The sequence below is a fragment of the Neisseria sp. RH3002v2g genome (assembly GCF_014596425.2).
GTDB lineage: Bacteria > Pseudomonadota > Gammaproteobacteria > Burkholderiales > Neisseriaceae > Neisseria.
Genome location: NZ_CP110721.1, coordinates 1,675,566 through 1,690,379, shown reverse-complemented (window position 1 = coordinate 1,690,379; position 14,814 = coordinate 1,675,566). Strand labels below are relative to the sequence as shown.

At 48.5% G+C, this 14,814-nt stretch carries 18 protein-coding genes and 1 tRNA gene; 16 read left to right on the top strand and 3 right to left on the bottom strand.

Annotation, left to right across the window (positions count from 1 at the left end; translation table 11 throughout):
- Positions 1–28: 28 nt before the first annotated feature.
- Positions 29–358, bottom strand: coding sequence for a rhodanese-like domain-containing protein (locus BBP27_RS07995; RefSeq protein WP_188212222.1), 330 nt, complete (start codon positions 356–358; stop codon positions 29–31).
- A gap of 52 nt (positions 359–410) precedes the next feature.
- Positions 411–1,067, bottom strand: coding sequence for a protein-L-isoaspartate O-methyltransferase family protein (locus BBP27_RS07990; RefSeq protein WP_188212221.1), 657 nt, complete (start codon positions 1,065–1,067; stop codon positions 411–413).
- A gap of 182 nt (positions 1,068–1,249) precedes the next feature.
- Between BBP27_RS07990 and tpiA the strand changes: the two genes are divergently transcribed.
- The 5 genes from tpiA (at position 1,250) to BBP27_RS07965 (ending at position 3,628) form a co-directional block, all read left to right on the top strand.
- Positions 1,250–2,023, top strand: a complete 774-nt coding sequence (gene tpiA / locus BBP27_RS07985) for a triose-phosphate isomerase (protein WP_003748082.1) — start codon at positions 1,250–1,252, stop codon at positions 2,021–2,023.
- 7 nt (positions 2,024–2,030) lie between these two features.
- Positions 2,031–2,390: a preprotein translocase subunit SecG gene (secG, locus tag BBP27_RS07980; RefSeq protein ID WP_036492092.1), complete on the top strand. Its 360-nt coding sequence runs from the start codon at positions 2,031–2,033 to the stop codon at positions 2,388–2,390.
- Positions 2,391–2,405: 15 nt separating this feature from the next.
- Positions 2,406–2,491, top strand: a tRNA-Leu gene (locus BBP27_RS07975).
- A gap of 90 nt (positions 2,492–2,581) precedes the next feature.
- Positions 2,582–3,139 (top strand): UbiX family flavin prenyltransferase, encoded by a 558-nt coding sequence (locus tag BBP27_RS07970; RefSeq protein WP_188212220.1) that lies wholly within the window; start codon positions 2,582–2,584, stop codon positions 3,137–3,139.
- Positions 3,140–3,193: 54 nt separating this feature from the next.
- Positions 3,194–3,628, top strand: a complete 435-nt coding sequence (locus tag BBP27_RS07965) for a PNPOx family protein (RefSeq protein WP_036492087.1) — start codon at positions 3,194–3,196, stop codon at positions 3,626–3,628.
- A 52-nt stretch (positions 3,629–3,680) separates the two neighbouring features.
- On the opposite strand, the gene ppk2 is transcribed toward BBP27_RS07965, so the two are convergent.
- Positions 3,681–4,610 (bottom strand): polyphosphate kinase 2, encoded by a 930-nt coding sequence (ppk2, locus tag BBP27_RS07960; protein WP_003748092.1) that lies wholly within the window; start codon positions 4,608–4,610, stop codon positions 3,681–3,683.
- A 166-nt stretch (positions 4,611–4,776) separates the two neighbouring features.
- Here ppk2 and BBP27_RS07955 point away from each other — a divergent pair, with 166 nt between their 5' ends.
- From BBP27_RS07955 to BBP27_RS07905, 11 genes are all read left to right on the top strand, one after another.
- Entirely contained in the window at positions 4,777–6,558 is a 1,782-nt protein-coding gene (locus BBP27_RS07955) for a bifunctional chorismate-binding protein/class IV aminotransferase (RefSeq protein ID WP_188212219.1), read from the top strand.
- Between the two features lie 101 nt (positions 6,559–6,659).
- Complete coding sequence (locus BBP27_RS07950) at positions 6,660–7,517, top strand: ParB/RepB/Spo0J family partition protein (protein WP_070849077.1); 858 nt, start codon at positions 6,660–6,662, stop codon at positions 7,515–7,517.
- Between the two features lie 280 nt (positions 7,518–7,797).
- On the top strand, positions 7,798–8,151 hold the full coding sequence (locus tag BBP27_RS07945; protein ID WP_188212218.1) for an ATP synthase subunit I: 354 nt from the start codon (positions 7,798–7,800) through the stop codon (positions 8,149–8,151).
- The gene (gene atpB / locus BBP27_RS07940) at positions 8,141–9,007 is read left to right on the top strand and encodes a F0F1 ATP synthase subunit A (RefSeq protein ID WP_003748099.1); all 867 of its coding nucleotides are present in this window, start codon (positions 8,141–8,143) and stop codon (positions 9,005–9,007) included. The genes BBP27_RS07945 and atpB overlap by 11 nt, the downstream gene beginning before the upstream one ends.
- A 64-nt stretch (positions 9,008–9,071) precedes the next feature.
- The gene (gene atpE, locus BBP27_RS07935; RefSeq protein ID WP_003748101.1) at positions 9,072–9,308 is read left to right on the top strand and encodes a F0F1 ATP synthase subunit C; all 237 of its coding nucleotides are present in this window, start codon (positions 9,072–9,074) and stop codon (positions 9,306–9,308) included.
- 73 nt (positions 9,309–9,381) lie between these two features.
- Positions 9,382–9,852 (top strand): F0F1 ATP synthase subunit B, encoded by a 471-nt coding sequence (locus tag BBP27_RS07930; RefSeq protein WP_003708446.1) that lies wholly within the window; start codon positions 9,382–9,384, stop codon positions 9,850–9,852.
- 4 nt (positions 9,853–9,856) lie between these two features.
- Positions 9,857–10,390 carry a F0F1 ATP synthase subunit delta gene (locus tag BBP27_RS07925; protein ID WP_003683778.1) on the top strand — a complete coding sequence of 178 codons (534 nt, stop codon included), beginning with the start codon at positions 9,857–9,859 and terminating at the stop codon, positions 10,388–10,390.
- Positions 10,391–10,400: 10 nt separating this feature from the next.
- Positions 10,401–11,948: a F0F1 ATP synthase subunit alpha gene (gene atpA / locus BBP27_RS07920; protein ID WP_036492075.1), complete on the top strand. Its 1,548-nt coding sequence runs from the start codon at positions 10,401–10,403 to the stop codon at positions 11,946–11,948.
- A 24-nt stretch (positions 11,949–11,972) separates the two neighbouring features.
- Positions 11,973–12,848 (top strand): F0F1 ATP synthase subunit gamma, encoded by an 876-nt coding sequence (gene atpG, locus BBP27_RS07915; RefSeq protein ID WP_003748108.1) that lies wholly within the window; start codon positions 11,973–11,975, stop codon positions 12,846–12,848.
- A 38-nt stretch (positions 12,849–12,886) separates the two neighbouring features.
- Positions 12,887–14,284: a F0F1 ATP synthase subunit beta gene (gene atpD, locus BBP27_RS07910; RefSeq protein ID WP_003748111.1), complete on the top strand. Its 1,398-nt coding sequence runs from the start codon at positions 12,887–12,889 to the stop codon at positions 14,282–14,284.
- Between the two features lie 10 nt (positions 14,285–14,294).
- Positions 14,295–14,720, top strand: coding sequence for a F0F1 ATP synthase subunit epsilon (locus BBP27_RS07905; protein WP_188212217.1), 426 nt, complete (start codon positions 14,295–14,297; stop codon positions 14,718–14,720).
- Positions 14,721–14,814 lie beyond the last annotated feature (94 nt).

Below are 14,814 nucleotides of genomic sequence, written 5' to 3'. Positions count from 1 at the left end.
CAGACGGCCTTTTATTCATAAAAGCAATTTAATACCGCATCATCTTGGCATCGATTTGCTCCGCCCAAGCATCAATACCGCCTTGCAGGTTGTAGAGATTTTCAAATCCGGCGTCTTCCAAATACATTGCCGTGTGCAGGCTGCGGATGCCGTGGTGGCAATAGACAACAATGGGTAAATCATCGTCGGGCAGCTCGTTTTGGCGCAGGGGGATGAGGTTCATCGGAATATGAATGGCAGCGGGCAGGGTGCAGATGGCGCGTTCTTCATCGGTGCGGACGTCGAGCAGATGAAATGCGCGGCCTTCGTCCTGCCATTGTTTCAATTCGGTGGGCAAGAGTTGGATGATGTCGGTCATAAAGGTGGGGATAAAAGCATGAGGCCGTCTGAATTTTCAGACGGCCTGTTGTTTAAAAATCGAAATCGCCGAACGGATTGGCCGATTTGTCTTCCAAGTGGGCCACGACGGTGTCGAACAATACCTTTTCGGAAAACTCATTGCCGTTGCGTGTCAGCAAAAGCGCGTGTTGTACCGGTTTGCGGCCGACAATGATGACCATGCGGCCGCCGTCTTTCAATTGCTCTTTTAAGATTTCAGGCACTCGGTCTACTGCGCCGCCTACATAAATCGCATCAAAAGGCGCGCCTTGCGATGCTTCGGTCAGGCCGTTGTTTTGCACATAATCGACGTTGGCAAAGCCCAATTCGTCCAAAACTTTTTTGGCACGTTGCTGTTGCTCGGCATCGATGTCGTCGGTAATGACTTTGCCGGCCAGTTTGGACAGCAGGGCGGTTGCATAGCCTGAGCCTGTACCGATTTCTAAGACGGTTTCGTCTTTTTTCAGTTTCAAACCTTGAGCCAGGCGGGCAACGACTTTGGGTTCCAACATCTTATGGCCGTTGGCCAGCGGCAGCTCCATATCCGCATAGGCCAAGCCTTGAAAAGCCTCGCCGACGAAATGTTCGCGCCCGATCTCCTCCAAAGCATCCAAAATGTCGAAATCCAAGACATCCCACGGACGAATCTGCTGTTCAACCATATTGAAACGCGCTTTTTCAAAGTCCATATTTGTGCTCCGTTCAATTCTTAATTTTATCGAAACATACATTATAAATCCTTGTCGGAGAGTGTGCCATCTTTCAGACGGCCTCAAGGCTTGTTAATAATTGCCAAGCGCACATATATCCACTAAACTTTCACATTACACCACGCTACAACAAGCAACAACCAACACACGGAGCAATAAAGATGTATCACCAAATCGGAATGTGGGACCAAAAATGGGTTATCGGCAACTGGAAAATGAATGGCCGACTCCAAAACAACAATGCGCTTATGCACCGCTTCCGTGTCATGCCAACCGCAGAACGCGTCCTCATCGGCCTGGCCGCTCCGACCGTTTATCTGTTGCAACTGCACAACGCCATGCAGATTGTTTTGAACAACCGCATCTTGACCTGTGCGCAAGACGTGAGCCGTTTCCCGAATAACGGCGCGTACACCGGCGAAGTGTCCGCCGAAATGCTTGCCGACATCGGTACAGACATTGTCCTCATCGGCCACTCCGAGCGCAGCCTTTATTTCGGCGAGAAAAACGAAATCCAACGCCGCAAAATGGAAAACGTCCTCAACGTCGGCCTGATTCCATTGTTGTGCGTCGGCGAAAGCCTGGAAGAGCGCGAAGCAGGTAAAGAACACGAAGTCATTGCCCACCAGCTTTCCATCCTGCAAGGTCTGAACACCCAAAACATCGCCGTTGCCTACGAGCCGGTTTGGGCGATCGGTACAGGCAAAGTCGCCACCGTCGAACAAATCGCCGACATGCACGCATTTATCTACAAAGAAATCTTGTCTTTGTGCGGAAGCGATGTTAAAATCCGCGTTCTTTACGGCGGAAGTGTGAAAGCAGATAACGCAGCCGACATCTTCGCAGTACCTCATGTAGACGGCGCATTGGTTGGTGGCGCGTCATTATCCTATGACTCCTTTACCGCCATCATCAACGCAGCACAAGCCTCGTAGAAAACATATGGAAGCCTTTAAAACCCTTATCTGGATTATTAATATTATTTCCGCTCTATTCGTAATCGTGTTAGTATTGCTGCAACACGGTAAAGGTGCGGATGCCGGCGCAACATTCGGTTCCGGCAGCGGTAGCGCGCAAGGCGTATTCGGTTCTGCCGGTAATGCCAACTTCCTCAGCCGCTCGACTGCCGTTGCTGCAACATTTTTCTTTGCGACCTGCATGGCAATGGTGTATATTCACACCCACTCCAATAAGCACGGTTTAGACTTCAGCGATGTGAAGCAGACCCAACAGGCTCCTAAACCTGCAACGCCTGCACAAAACAATACAACTCCTGTTGCTCCGAATCCTCAGCAGCAGTAAGACAATTTGATTTATGCCGACATGGTGGAATTGGTAGACACGCTATCTTGAGGGGGTAGTGGCCGTAGGCTGTGCGAGTTCAAATCTCGCTGTCGGCACCACATTAGAAAATCTAACCGCTTTTTAGCGGTTATTTTTTCGTCTTGAGAATCTGCCTTTCCTTTATTTTTAGGCCGAGACAGGGAAATACAATGAAGCGTTTGGTTGTCGGCATCAGCGGTGCCAGCGGTTTTCAGTATGGCGTGAAGGCTTTGCAGCTTTTGCGTGAGCATCAGGTAGAAACGCATTTGGTGGTTTCGCAAGGGGCGGAGATGACCCGCGCTTTGGAAACGGATTACACCAAAGAAGACGTTTATGCTTTGGCGGATGTCGTGCATTCTGTCCGTAATGTCGGCGCAAGTATTGCCAGCGGTTCGTTTTTGACGGACGGAATGTTGATTGCGCCGTGTTCAATGAAAACTTTGGCTTCGGTTGCTCACGGGTTCGCCGATAATTTGCTCAGCCGTGCGGCGGATGTAACGTTGAAAGAGCGGCGTAAGCTGGTGTTGATGGTGCGTGAAGCGCCGTTAAACTTGGCACACATCGACAATATGCGCCGTGTAACAGAGATGGGCGGCATTGTGTTTCCTCCCGTTCCGGCTCTGTATCAGAAGCCAGAATCCATTGATGATATGATTACGCACAGCGTGTCTCATGCTTTGGACTTGTTCGGTATTGTTCAAACCGATGTGCCGCGTTGGCAGGACTGATGTTTCAGACGGCCTGAAAATAAATTTAATACACTGAGAAAGAGGATAAAAATTATGCAAGCGATTCCTGCCAATATCGTTAAATTTTTGAGCAATCATCATGTCGTCAGTATTGCTGCGGCGGCAGACGGCGAAGTTTGGGCGGCTTGTTGTTTTTATGTGTTTGATGAAGCCAATGCCCGCCTGATTGTGCTGACATCTTTGAAAACAAAGCATGGCGGACTGATGAGCCGTTCTGCCAAAGTAGCCGGCACCATCGCCGGTCAGCCCGACAGTATCACGAAAATCAGCGGTGTTCAGTTTGCGGCGACTGCCGCTTTGATTGAAGATGAAGCGGATTTGAAAGCGGCGCAGTCTTTATTTTACAAAGCGCATCCTGCCGCCAGGGTGATGAAAAGTGATGTTTGGGCGTTGAATTTGGACAATGTGAAATTCACTGACAATAAATTGGTATTTGCACAAAAAACGTATTGGAATCGTGAGGATTAAGAAAAGGCCGTCTGAAAGATGAAATTTCAGACGGCCTTTGATGCTTTAAGAATTAATCGTGTCCGATGTCTACGGTTTTTTCTTTGTAACGTGTGTCGGGAATCAAAACAATTTTATCGTCCACTTTGCCGATGGCTTTCACGTCTTTGCCCGGATAGTCCAGCTGGTGCAGGAAGTAGCGGATACAATTCAAACGTGCGCGTTTTTTGTCGTCGGAGCGGATGATGACCCAAGGCGCGTCGCCGGTGTGGGTGTGGAAGAACATGGCGTTTTTGGCTTCGGTGTAGTCGTCCCAGCGGTCGAGCGACTGGATGTCCACAGGGGACAGTTTCCAGTGTTTCAGGGGGTCATCACGACGGGAGATGAAGCGGCGGAGTTGTTCTTCACGGGATACGGAGAACCAGAATTTGAACAGATGGATGCCGCTGGCAACAAGCATGCGTTCCAATTCAGGGGTTTGGCGCATGAAGAGCAGGTATTCGTTAGGTTCGCAGAAGCCCATGACGCGTTCTACGCCGGCACGGTTGTACCATGAACGGTCGAAGAATACCATTTCGCCTGCGGTCGGCAGGTTTTGGATGTAGCGTTGGAAATACCATTGGCCGCGTTCGGTAGTGGTCGGTTTCTCCAGTGCGACAACGCGTGCGCCGCGCGGGTTTAAATGTTCCATAAAACGTTTGATGGTACCGCCTTTACCGGCTGCATCGCGGCCTTCAAACAGGCTGACGATACGCTGACCGGAATCTTTAACCCAGCTTTGTACTTTCAATAATTCGATTTGCAGCTTCTGTTTTTCTTTTTCGTAAACAGAACGGCGCATACGTTGTTTGTACGGGTAATTGGCAGGAAGCGGTGCGCTGCTGGAATCTTCGTCTGAACCGCGTCCTTCGTGTTCCAAAACAGCCTTTTCGAATACTTGCAGCTGGTCTTGTTTCTCGCCCAGTTCAACATTCTCGAACGGTTCTAATTGGTGGTCTGCCATAAAGTCTCCTTATCGATTAAGTTTTAAATGATATAGTGTGGTATGGTTTGATTCTACCCTTTTATGCCTCGTTCGACTACATAAAATTACATTTGAGTGCTTTTTTTGAATTTGTCTGCTAACTTATGTAAAAGCAGCGTATAATCAGCCTATTTGTACAGCAATCATGCCTTATTTCGCCCTGTTTGACGATGCCGTGAGCGGCCGAGCAAAACTCTATCAAAATCATGTAGAAAGCCATCGGTTTTATCATAACGAACTGGATTCGTTAACAAGTATTTTGCAAGCCGGCTGGGAAAAGGGTTTGCATGCAGTGTTGTTTGCAGACTACGAATTCGGGTTGCCGCTGATGGATATTCTGTCTGGTCGCAGTGGCAGTCTGCGTTTGCACTGGTTTGCCGATTATTCTGAAATCGATGCCGAAAACTGGCTGGCCAATCATTCAGACGGCCTTGAGGCAGGTATTTCCACTCCCCGATTCTCCGTATCCGAAGCCGATTATCTCGAGCATATCCGTCAAATTCACGAAGCCATCCGCCGCGGCGATACCTATCAAATCAATTACACCGCACGCCTGCACCTGCAAGCATACGGCAATCCGATTCAACTTTACCGCCGCTTGCGCCAGCCTGTGCCGTATGCCGTTTTGTCTTGTCTGCCTGACGGGGCAGGGCAGGAGGCGTGGACTTTGTGTTTTTCCCCCGAACTTTTCCTCAAAATCGATTCAGACGGCCTGATTATAACTGAGCCGATGAAGGGCACTGCGCCGATTCTTCACGATGGACAAGATGAACGCCGCGCCGTTGAATTGCAAAACGATCCGAAAAACCGCGCCGAAAATGTGATGATTGTCGACTTGTTGCGCAACGACCTCGGCAAAATCGCGCAAACAGGCAAAGTACGCGTGCCTGAACCGTTTAAAGTTTCCAGTTTCGGCAGTGTTTGGCAGATGACCAGTGCCATCGAGGCGCAGGCGCTGGCTGATGTTTCGGTTGCCGATATTCTCCGCGCAGCCTTCCCGTGCGGCAGTATTACCGGCGCACCCAAACGCATGAGTATGCAGATTATTGAGTCCCTTGAATCCGAGCCGCGCGGTTTATACACAGGCAGCATCGGCTTTTTGCATCCGTGCGATACGGGTTTGGGGTTTGAAGGCGTGTTTAATGTCGTGATCCGCACTTTATCTCTGAAGCCGGTTTCAGACGGCCTTTATCAAGGTGTTTATGGTGTGGGTTCGGGGATTGTGATTGATAGCGATCCGGAGGCCGAATATCGCGAGTGCGGTTGGAAGGCGCGTTTTCTCAATGACTTGCGGCCTGATTTCGGTATTTTTGAAACCATGCGCGTGGAAGACAAACAATGCCGTTTGCTTGATTTGCATTTGGGCCGTCTGAACAGCTCGGCGCAAGCACTCAACCTGACTTGGCCTGAAAACGCAATAGAGCAAATCCAACATTATATAGATGCGTTGCCAAGAGGGTTATTTAGAGTCAAAGCCGCCTTGTTTTCAGACGGCCTCGCATTGAGCCATGCGGCTGTTTCTGAATTGAGTGAACAACAATACGTCATCTTGAGTGAGCACATATTAAGCCAACGCGATTATCTGCGCCGTTTCAAAACCACGCGCCGTGAAATGTTTGACCAGGCGTGGAAAACGGCAGAAGGGCAGGGCGCATTTGACAGCTTGTTTTTCAATTCAGACGGCCTGTTGTTGGAGGGCGGAAGAAGTAATGTGTTTATCAAATATCAGGGACAATGGCTTACGCCGTCTTTGGATTTGGATATTTTGAACGGGGTAATGCGCCAAGCGGTATTGAAGCAGCCGCGGCTTTTAGGTGCGGATACAATCAAAGAAACCCACATCTCGCGTTCTATGTTGGAAAATGCGGAAGAAATCCGCTTGAGCAATGCTTTAAGGGGTATGTTTGCGGTTTCGCTCCGTAAATAAATAGCGAGGGTCAAATCATCGTGATTCAAATTGTCGTAAAGCGGCAATATCCGATAGAATACGTCATTTCAACATTGAGGCCGTCTGAAAGGGAAAACAATATGGCAAAAGCAAAAGGATTGGGACGCGGTTTGGATTCGCTAATATCCAATGCGGTGGACAGCAGCAGTAGCGACCGCCTGACAACGGTTGCCATCGCCGATATTCAGCCCGGCCGCTATCAGGCGCGTGTGCAAATGGATGACGAAGCCTTGCAGGAATTGGCCGACTCCATTAAAGCGCAAGGCATTATCCAGCCGGTTATCGTACGCGAACGTGGTCTGTCTCAATATGAATTGATTGCCGGCGAACGTCGTTGGCGCGCTTCCCAGTTGGCCGGTTTGACCGAAATTCCCGTCGTCATCAAAACCATCAGCGACGAAACCGCGTTGGCCATGGGTTTGATTGAAAACCTGCAACGTGAAAACCTCAATCCGATTGAAGAGGCGCAAGGTTTGAAACGCCTCGCCGACGAATTCGGCCTGACCCACGAAACCATCGCAAAAGCCGTCGGTAAAAGCCGCAGCGCCATTTCCAACAGCCTGCGCCTGTTGAGCCTGCCTGAGCCGGTTCAAGAAATGCTTTACCAACGCCGTCTGGAAATGGGTCATGCCCGTGCGTTGCTGACCTTGCATGTAGTTGACCAATTGGAATTGGCGCAAAAAGCCGTCAAAAACGGCTGGTCGGTCCGCGAAGTAGAACGCCGCAGCCAATTGGCGCATCAAAAAGCTAAGCCCGAAGCAGCCAAAACCATCAGCCCGGATATCCGCCGCATCAATGATGCATTGACCGAGCATTTGGGCGTTAATGCCGAAGTCAAAACCAGCAATCAGAAAAAAGGCAAAATCGTGCTGCATTTTGATACGCCGGAAACATTCGAATATTTGCTGAAGCAGTTGGGCATCAATCAAGCGTTCTAACGGCTTTATAAACAGAACAGGCCGTCTGAAAAAAGCTTTTCAGACGGCCTCAATTTTTGAAAAAGCGTAGAGCGTATAAATGTTTACAATACAAATCAAAATCTTCTGTAAAATCTATGTAACAACATGTAATTTGTGTTAAACTCCGTTCCAGCAAAGATTTGTTTTATATGTGTTAATCATTTATTTGTGAAAGGTTCACAAAGATTAACATATTGCTTGACGTTAACAAACTTCTTGATTATATTAGCCTGCCTTGCTTTTTGGGGTACAAAGTACAATGAATCAGATAGTCCCATTGCAAGTGATTGTATTATTAATAATTTCAGTTGTTTGTGCATTATTCTCCGGATTGCCCGGCTTCCTCTCTGCTTTGGCGGGAGGATTTTCGTACATTGTGCCTACCCTTGTTGCAGTTTTACTTTTAAAGTTTTCCCGACGAAATCCCGATCTGCAAAGTTCGATGTTTATCGGCGGAGAGGTTTTAAAAGTAGTGCTGTCGCTGGTATCCATGTCGGTCGTTTTCGCGATATGGCATCGATCACTGGTATTTTACCCATTTTTATTGGCGTTTCTTGGCGTCAGTCATTTGGTTTTTTTAGTATTGTTGAGAGTAAAACACTATGGCAGGTGAAACTATGACCGCTGCCGACTACATCAAGCACCACTTGCAAAGCTTGACCAGTATGTCGGATGTTACTCAGGGTCAAGGACTGAAAAACATTGCTGATTTTTCGTTCATTAACCTTGATGCAATCTTTTTTGCCGTTCTGTTAGGCGTAATCGGCAGCTTCCTTTTGTGGCGCGGTGCCAAAAAAGCGACGGCCGGTGTTCCCGGTCGTTTCCAAGCGGCTGTTGAAATTCTGTTCGAATTCGTGGATGACATGTGTAAAAGCATTATCCATAACGAACAATCGCGTAAAGCCGTTGCTCCGTTGGGTCTGACCTTGTTTGTCTGGATTCTCTTGATGAATGCCATGGATATGCTGCCGGTTGATTTACTGCCGATGGCATGGCAAGGCATTACCGGTAATCATCATGCCCTGTTGCGCGTCGTACCGACTGCTGACTTGAATACGACTTTGGCTCTGGCGATTGGCGTATTGCTGATCTGTATTTACTACAATGTCAAAATCAAAGGCCTTGGCGGTTGGATTCACGAGTTGTTCTGCGCACCTTTCGGTCCGTGGCTTGCTCCGGCTAACTTCCTGCTGAACTTGGTAGAGTTTTTGTCCAAAACCGTATCCCACGGCATGCGGTTGTTTGGTAATATGTATGCCGGTGAGCTGGTGTTCCTGTTGATCGCTCTGTTGGGCGGTGCATGGGCGTCAACCGGCAGTGTCGAAACTTTGGATCCGATTTTATTTGTGTTCCACCTGATTGCCGGTTTGGCTTGGGCGATTTTCCACATTTTGGTCATCACCTTGCAGGCATTTATTTTCATGGCGTTGGCGTTCGTATATATCGGACAGGCGCATGATGCACACTAATCAAGTAGTTTTTTTGTAGTTTGTTTTTTGTAGTTTAACCTTTACTATTTTAAGGAGTTTAAAAATGGGTTTGATTGCTATCGCATGTGGTTTGATCGTTGCCTTGGGCGCATTGGGTGCCTCTATCGGTATCGCAATGGTTGGTTCTAAATACTTGGAATCTTCTGCTCGCCAACCTGAGCTGATCGGTCCGCTGCAAACCAAACTGTTCTTGATCGCTGGTCTGATCGATGCGGCTTTCTTGATCGGTGTGGCTATTGCCCTGTTGTTCGCCTTCGTTAACCCGTTTGGTGGTGCGTAATCAAGACGGAGCGATCCGTTCAGATACAGGCTTGCCGTCTGTTTGATTAACCCAGATACGAAGGTTAAGTAACGTGAATATTAATGCAACCTTATTTGCGCAAATCCTAGTTTTCTTTGGCTTGGTTTGGTTTACGATGAAATTCGTATGGCCTCCGATTGCCAAAGCATTGGATGAGCGTGCCGCAAAAATCGCCGAGGGCTTGGCTGCCGCCGAGCGCGGTAAGAGCGATTTTGAGCAGGCAGAGAAAAAAGTTGCAGAACTTATGGCCGAAGGGCGTAATCAGGTAACCGAAATGGTTGCCAACGCCGAAAAACGTGCTGCGAAAATTGTAGAAGAAGCCAAAGAGCAAGCTTCTCATGAAGCAGCACGCATTGCAGCCCAAGCAAAAGCTGATGTAGAGCAAGAAGTTAACCGTGCACGCGAAGTGTTGCGCGAACAGGTCGCTTCATTGGCTGTTAAAGGTGCGGAATCTATCCTGCGTAAAGAAGTCGATGCTTCCAAACATGCAGATCTGCTCAGTGCCTTAAAACAGGAGCTGTAATCTTATGGCAGAGTTCGCAACGATTGCCAGACCTTATGCGAAAGCATTGTTTAGTCTGGCTCAGGAAAAAAACCAAATCGAGTCTTGGTTGGGCGAACTGAAAGAACTCGCAGCGGTTGTTCAGGATGAGAAAGTCATTGCTTTCATCGAGCAGCCGGAAACGGGAGCTTCCGAAAAGGCAGAAACGCTCAAAGGTCTTGTCGGTATCAAAAATGTCGAATTGGCAAATTTTATTACCGTTTTGGCCGAGCAAAAGCGTTTGCTGGTATTGCCGGAAATTTATGCCCAATATCAAGATTTGACCTTGATACACAACAATACGAAATCGGCCGTAATTTACAGCGCGTATGAGCTCAGTTCTCAGCAGCTGGCCGATGTTACCGATATCCTGACAAAACGCTTCAACAGCAAATTGGATGTGGTAACTAAAGTTGCCCCTGAATTAATCGGCGGCATCAAAGTAGAAGTGGGTGATCAGGTCTTGGATTTGTCCGTACAAGGCAAACTGAATGCTTTGTATGCGACTATGACAAATTAGGAGAGTTTTCATGCAGCTTAATCCTGCTGAAATTAGCGATTTGATTAAAGCCAAAATCGAAAATCTGTCCGTCAATGCAGAAGTGCGTACCCGTGGTACCGTTGTTTCTGTTACAGACGGCATTGTGCGCATTCATGGCTTGTCAGACGCGATGCAAGGTGAGATGCTCGAATTCCCCGGTAACACTTTCGGTCTGGCCATGAACTTGGAGCGCGACTCCGTCGGTGCCGTAGTGTTGGGTGAGTACGAACACATTAAAGAAGGCGATACAGTTACCTGTACCGGCCGTATTTTGGAAGTGCCGATCGGTCGCGAATTGGTTGGCCGCGTAGTTGATGCATTGGGTCGTCCTATCGACGGTAAAGGTCCAATCAACACAACATTGACTGCTCCAATCGAAAAAATCGCACCGGGTGTGATTGCACGTAAATCGGTTGACCAACCCATGCAAACCGGCCTGAAAGCCATTGACTCTATGGTTCCGGTTGGTCGTGGCCAACGTGAGCTGATCATTGGTGACCGTCAAACCGGTAAAACAGCCGTAGCACTGGATGCCATCGTTAACCAAAAAGGTACAGGAGTTATCTGTATCTATGTGGCTATCGGTCAAAAAGCATCTTCTATTGCCAACGTAGTGCGCAAATTGGAAGAGCATGGTGCGATGGAACATACTATCGTGGTTGCTGCGACTGCTTCTGAAGCCGCTGCGCTGCAATACATTGCTCCTTACTCCGGTTGTACCATGGGTGAATTCTTCCGTGACCGCGGTGAAGATGCGCTGATCGTATACGATGACTTGTCTAAACAAGCCGTTGCATACCGTCAAATTTCCCTGCTGCTGCGCCGTCCACCTGGCCGTGAAGCCTATCCTGGCGACGTATTCTACCTGCACTCCCGTCTGTTGGAACGTGCCGCCCGCGTCAGCGAAAACGAAGTTGAAAAACTGACCAATGGCGAAGTAAAAGGCAAAACCGGTTCTCTGACTGCGTTGCCGATTATTGAAACCCAAGCCGGTGACGTATCAGCATTCGTACCAACCAACGTAATTTCGATTACAGACGGCCAAATCTTCTTGGAAACCGACTTGTTCAACGCCGGTATCCGTCCTGCAATCAATGCCGGTATTTCCGTATCGCGCGTAGGTGGTGCAGCACAAACCAAAGTCATCAAAAAACTGGGTGGCGGTATCCGTTTGGCGTTGGCACAGTACCGTGAATTGGCGGCGTTCTCGCAATTTGCTTCCGATTTGGACGAAGCAACACGCAAACAGCTGCAACACGGTGAAGTGGTTACTGAATTGATGAAACAAAAACAATTCAGCACATTGAACACTGCCGAAATGGCATTGACTTTGTGGGCGATCAACAACGGTTCTTACGCAGATGTTCCGGTATCCAAAGCCTTGGCTTTCGAAGCAGAATTCCTGAGTTTCGTACGTACGCAACATCCTGAGGTTCTGGATGCGATTAATGCATCAGGCGCAATGTCTGACGAAAGCGAAAAAGCATTGACCGAAGCCATGAAATCTTTCAAATCTTCTTACGCTTACCAAGCATAAGTATTGAGATGAAAGGAGTCTGAAATGGCAGTCGGAAAAGAGATTCTCACCAAAATCCGTAGTGTTCAAAATACCCAAAAGATCACTAAAGCGATGCAAATGGTGTCGACCTCTAAAATGCGGAAGACTCAAGACCGGATGCGCTTAGCGCGTCCGTACGCCGAAAAAGTGCGTACAGTGATGAGCCATCTTGCACAGACCAATGCCGATCATGGTATCAAATTGTTGGAGCCACACCGCGAAGTGCGCCGTGCCGGTTTCATTTTGATTACCTCGGATAAAGGTTTGTGCGGCGGCTTGAACGCAAACGTACTGAAAAAGTTTTTGGCGCAAGTTCAAGAGTATCAGGAACAAGGCATCGAAGTCGAAGTCGTGTGCCTGGGTAGTAAAGGTTTGGCTGCATGCCAAAGCATCGGTTTAAACGTTATTGCCAGTGCAACCAATTTGGGCGATACCCCGAAAATGGAAGCGTTGCTTGGCCCTTTGACCGAAATCTTCCAACGTTATGAGAAACATGAATTAGACCGTATCCATATGGTTTACTCACGTTTTATCAATACAATGCGCCAAGAGCCGCGTATGGAAGTTTTGCTGCCTATCGGTGAAAACGTTATTGACGACGGAACAGGTCATTCTTCATTTACTTGGGAATACCTCTACGAGCCGAGTCCTATCGCCGTATTGGAATATTTGGTTCGCCGCTATTTAGAGTCTGTGGTTTATCAAGCATTGAGTGACAACATGGCATCTGAACAAGCCGCGCGTATGGTAGCGATGAAAGCCGCAACCGACAACGCAGGCAATGCCATCAAAGAATTGCGCTTGGTGTACAACAAATCGCGTCAAGCCGCGATTACCACAGAATTGTCAGAAATTGTAGCAGGTGCAGCGGCAGTTTAATGCCGTCTGAAGCCTGAACAGGAAATTAGGATACGATAATGAGCCAAGGCAAAATCGTACAAGTTATTGGTGCGGTGGTTGACGTGGAATTTCCACGTGACGCTATCCCGCATGTTTACGATGCCCTAAAATTGGACGAGAACGGTCTGACTCTGGAAGTTCAACAGCTTCTGGGTGACGGCGTTGTCCGTACTATTGCAATGGGTAGTTCAGACGGCCTGAAACGCGGCATGTCTGTAAGCAATACTGGTGCGCCAATCACTGTGCCGGTAGGTAAAGGTACATTGGGTCGTATTGTCGACGTATTGGGTACGCCTGTTGATGAAGCAGGTCCGATCGATACCGACAAGAGCCGTGCCATTCACCAAACTGCTCCGAAATTCGACGAGTTGTCTTCAACTACCGAATTGCTGGAAACCGGTATTAAAGTGATCGACTTGCTGTGTCCGTTTGCTAAGGGCGGTAAAGTAGGTCTGTTCGGTGGTGCCGGTGTAGGCAAAACCGTGAACATGATGGAATTGATCAACAACATCGCCAAAGCGCACAGCGGTCTGTCCGTGTTCGCAGGTGTGGGTGAGCGTACCCGTGAAGGTAACGACTTCTACCACGAGATGAAAGATTCCAACGTATTGGATAAAGTAGCCATGGTGTATGGCCAGATGAACGAACCTCCGGGCAACCGTCTTCGCGTTGCTTTGACCGGTTTGACTATGGCCGAATACTTCCGTGACGAAAAAGACGAAAACGGTAAAGGCCGCGACGTATTGTTCTTCGTTGACAACATCTACCGTTACACTTTGGCCGGTACCGAAGTATCTGCACTGTTGGGCCGTATGCCTTCTGCAGTGGGTTACCAACCGACATTGGCTGAAGAAATGGGTCGTTTGCAAGAGCGTATTACCTCAACCCAAACCGGTTCCATTACTTCCATCCAAGCCGTATATGTACCTGCGGATGACTTGACTGACCCGTCTCCAGCGACAACTTTCGCCCACTTGGACGCAACCGTCGTATTGAGCCGTGATATTGCCTCTTTGGGTATTTACCCGGCAGTTGACCCGCTTGATTCTACTTCACGTCAATTGGATCCGATGGTATTGGGTCAAGAGCACTACGACGTAGCGCGCGGTGTACAGTCTACTCTGCAAAAATACAAAGAATTGCGCGACATTATTGCCATTCTGGGTATGGACGAATTGTCTGACGAAGACAAACTGACTGTAATGCGTGCCCGTAAAATCCAACGCTTCCTGTCTCAACCGTTCCACGTTGCAGAAGTGTTTACAGGTTCTCCAGGCAAATATGTCGCCCTGCGCGATACCATTGCCGGCTTTAAAGCCATCTTGAACGGCGAATACGACCATCTGCCTGAACAAGCGTTCTACATGGTAGGCGGCATCGAAGAAGCAGTTGAGAAAGCGAAAACCTTAAACTAAGGAGGTCGGCATGAGCGTCATGCAAGTTGAAGTGGTCAGTAGCGAGCAAAACATCTATTCGGGCGAAGCCAGCTTTGTGGTGGTTCCGACCGTTCAAGGTGAGCTTGGTATTTATCCACGACACGAGCCGATTATGAGTTTGGTACGCCCCGGCGCATTGCGTTTGACTGTTCCGGGTGAAGCTGAAGAAGTGCTGGTTGCTGTTTCCGGCGGTGTTTTAGAAGTACAGCCTGATAAGATTACCGTATTGGCAGACGTTGCCGTCCGCAGTACCGAAATGGATCAGGCGCGTGCTGAAGAAGCTAAGAAAGCAGCCGAGGCAGGTGTTTCTGCAGCCAAAGATGATAAATCTCTGGCCGAAGCGAACAAAGCATTGGCAGCAGCCATTGCCCAGCTGAAAACTTTGGACTACCTTCGTTCGCAAAAAAACAAGTAATGTGGGTTCATTAAGAAAAAGCACAACGAAATGTTGTGCTTTTTTATTTGCCTGAAGATAAGCGGCTTGGTATTGAAATGTCGATAGATGAGTA

What these genes read in the sequence shown, in the direction of transcription:
- tpiA (WP_003748082.1), top strand. Translation starts at nt 1,250, where the DNA reads ATGTATCACCAAATCGGAATGTGGGACCAAAAATGGGTTATCGGCAAC.
- BBP27_RS07970 (WP_188212220.1), top strand. Translation starts at nt 2,582, where the DNA reads ATGAAGCGTTTGGTTGTCGGCATCAGCGGTGCCAGCGGTTTTCAGTAT.
- BBP27_RS07990 (WP_188212221.1), bottom strand. Translation starts at nt 1,067, where the DNA reads ATGGACTTTGAAAAAGCGCGTTTCAATATGGTTGAACAGCAGATTCGT.
- BBP27_RS07965 (WP_036492087.1), top strand. Translation starts at nt 3,194, where the DNA reads ATGCAAGCGATTCCTGCCAATATCGTTAAATTTTTGAGCAATCATCAT.
- secG (WP_036492092.1), top strand. Translation starts at nt 2,031, where the DNA reads ATGGAAGCCTTTAAAACCCTTATCTGGATTATTAATATTATTTCCGCT.
- atpB (WP_003748099.1), top strand. Translation starts at nt 8,141, where the DNA reads ATGGCAGGTGAAACTATGACCGCTGCCGACTACATCAAGCACCACTTG.
- BBP27_RS07945 (WP_188212218.1), top strand. Translation starts at nt 7,798, where the DNA reads ATGAATCAGATAGTCCCATTGCAAGTGATTGTATTATTAATAATTTCA.
- BBP27_RS07905 (WP_188212217.1), top strand. Translation starts at nt 14,295, where the DNA reads ATGAGCGTCATGCAAGTTGAAGTGGTCAGTAGCGAGCAAAACATCTAT.
- BBP27_RS07995 (WP_188212222.1), bottom strand. Translation starts at nt 358, where the DNA reads ATGACCGACATCATCCAACTCTTGCCCACCGAATTGAAACAATGGCAG.
- ppk2 (WP_003748092.1), bottom strand. Translation starts at nt 4,610, where the DNA reads ATGGCAGACCACCAATTAGAACCGTTCGAGAATGTTGAACTGGGCGAG.
- atpG (WP_003748108.1), top strand. Translation starts at nt 11,973, where the DNA reads ATGGCAGTCGGAAAAGAGATTCTCACCAAAATCCGTAGTGTTCAAAAT.
- atpE (WP_003748101.1), top strand. Translation starts at nt 9,072, where the DNA reads ATGGGTTTGATTGCTATCGCATGTGGTTTGATCGTTGCCTTGGGCGCA.
- BBP27_RS07925 (WP_003683778.1), top strand. Translation starts at nt 9,857, where the DNA reads ATGGCAGAGTTCGCAACGATTGCCAGACCTTATGCGAAAGCATTGTTT.
- BBP27_RS07955 (WP_188212219.1), top strand. Translation starts at nt 4,777, where the DNA reads ATGCCTTATTTCGCCCTGTTTGACGATGCCGTGAGCGGCCGAGCAAAA.
- atpD (WP_003748111.1), top strand. Translation starts at nt 12,887, where the DNA reads ATGAGCCAAGGCAAAATCGTACAAGTTATTGGTGCGGTGGTTGACGTG.
- BBP27_RS07950 (WP_070849077.1), top strand. Translation starts at nt 6,660, where the DNA reads ATGGCAAAAGCAAAAGGATTGGGACGCGGTTTGGATTCGCTAATATCC.
- atpA (WP_036492075.1), top strand. Translation starts at nt 10,401, where the DNA reads ATGCAGCTTAATCCTGCTGAAATTAGCGATTTGATTAAAGCCAAAATC.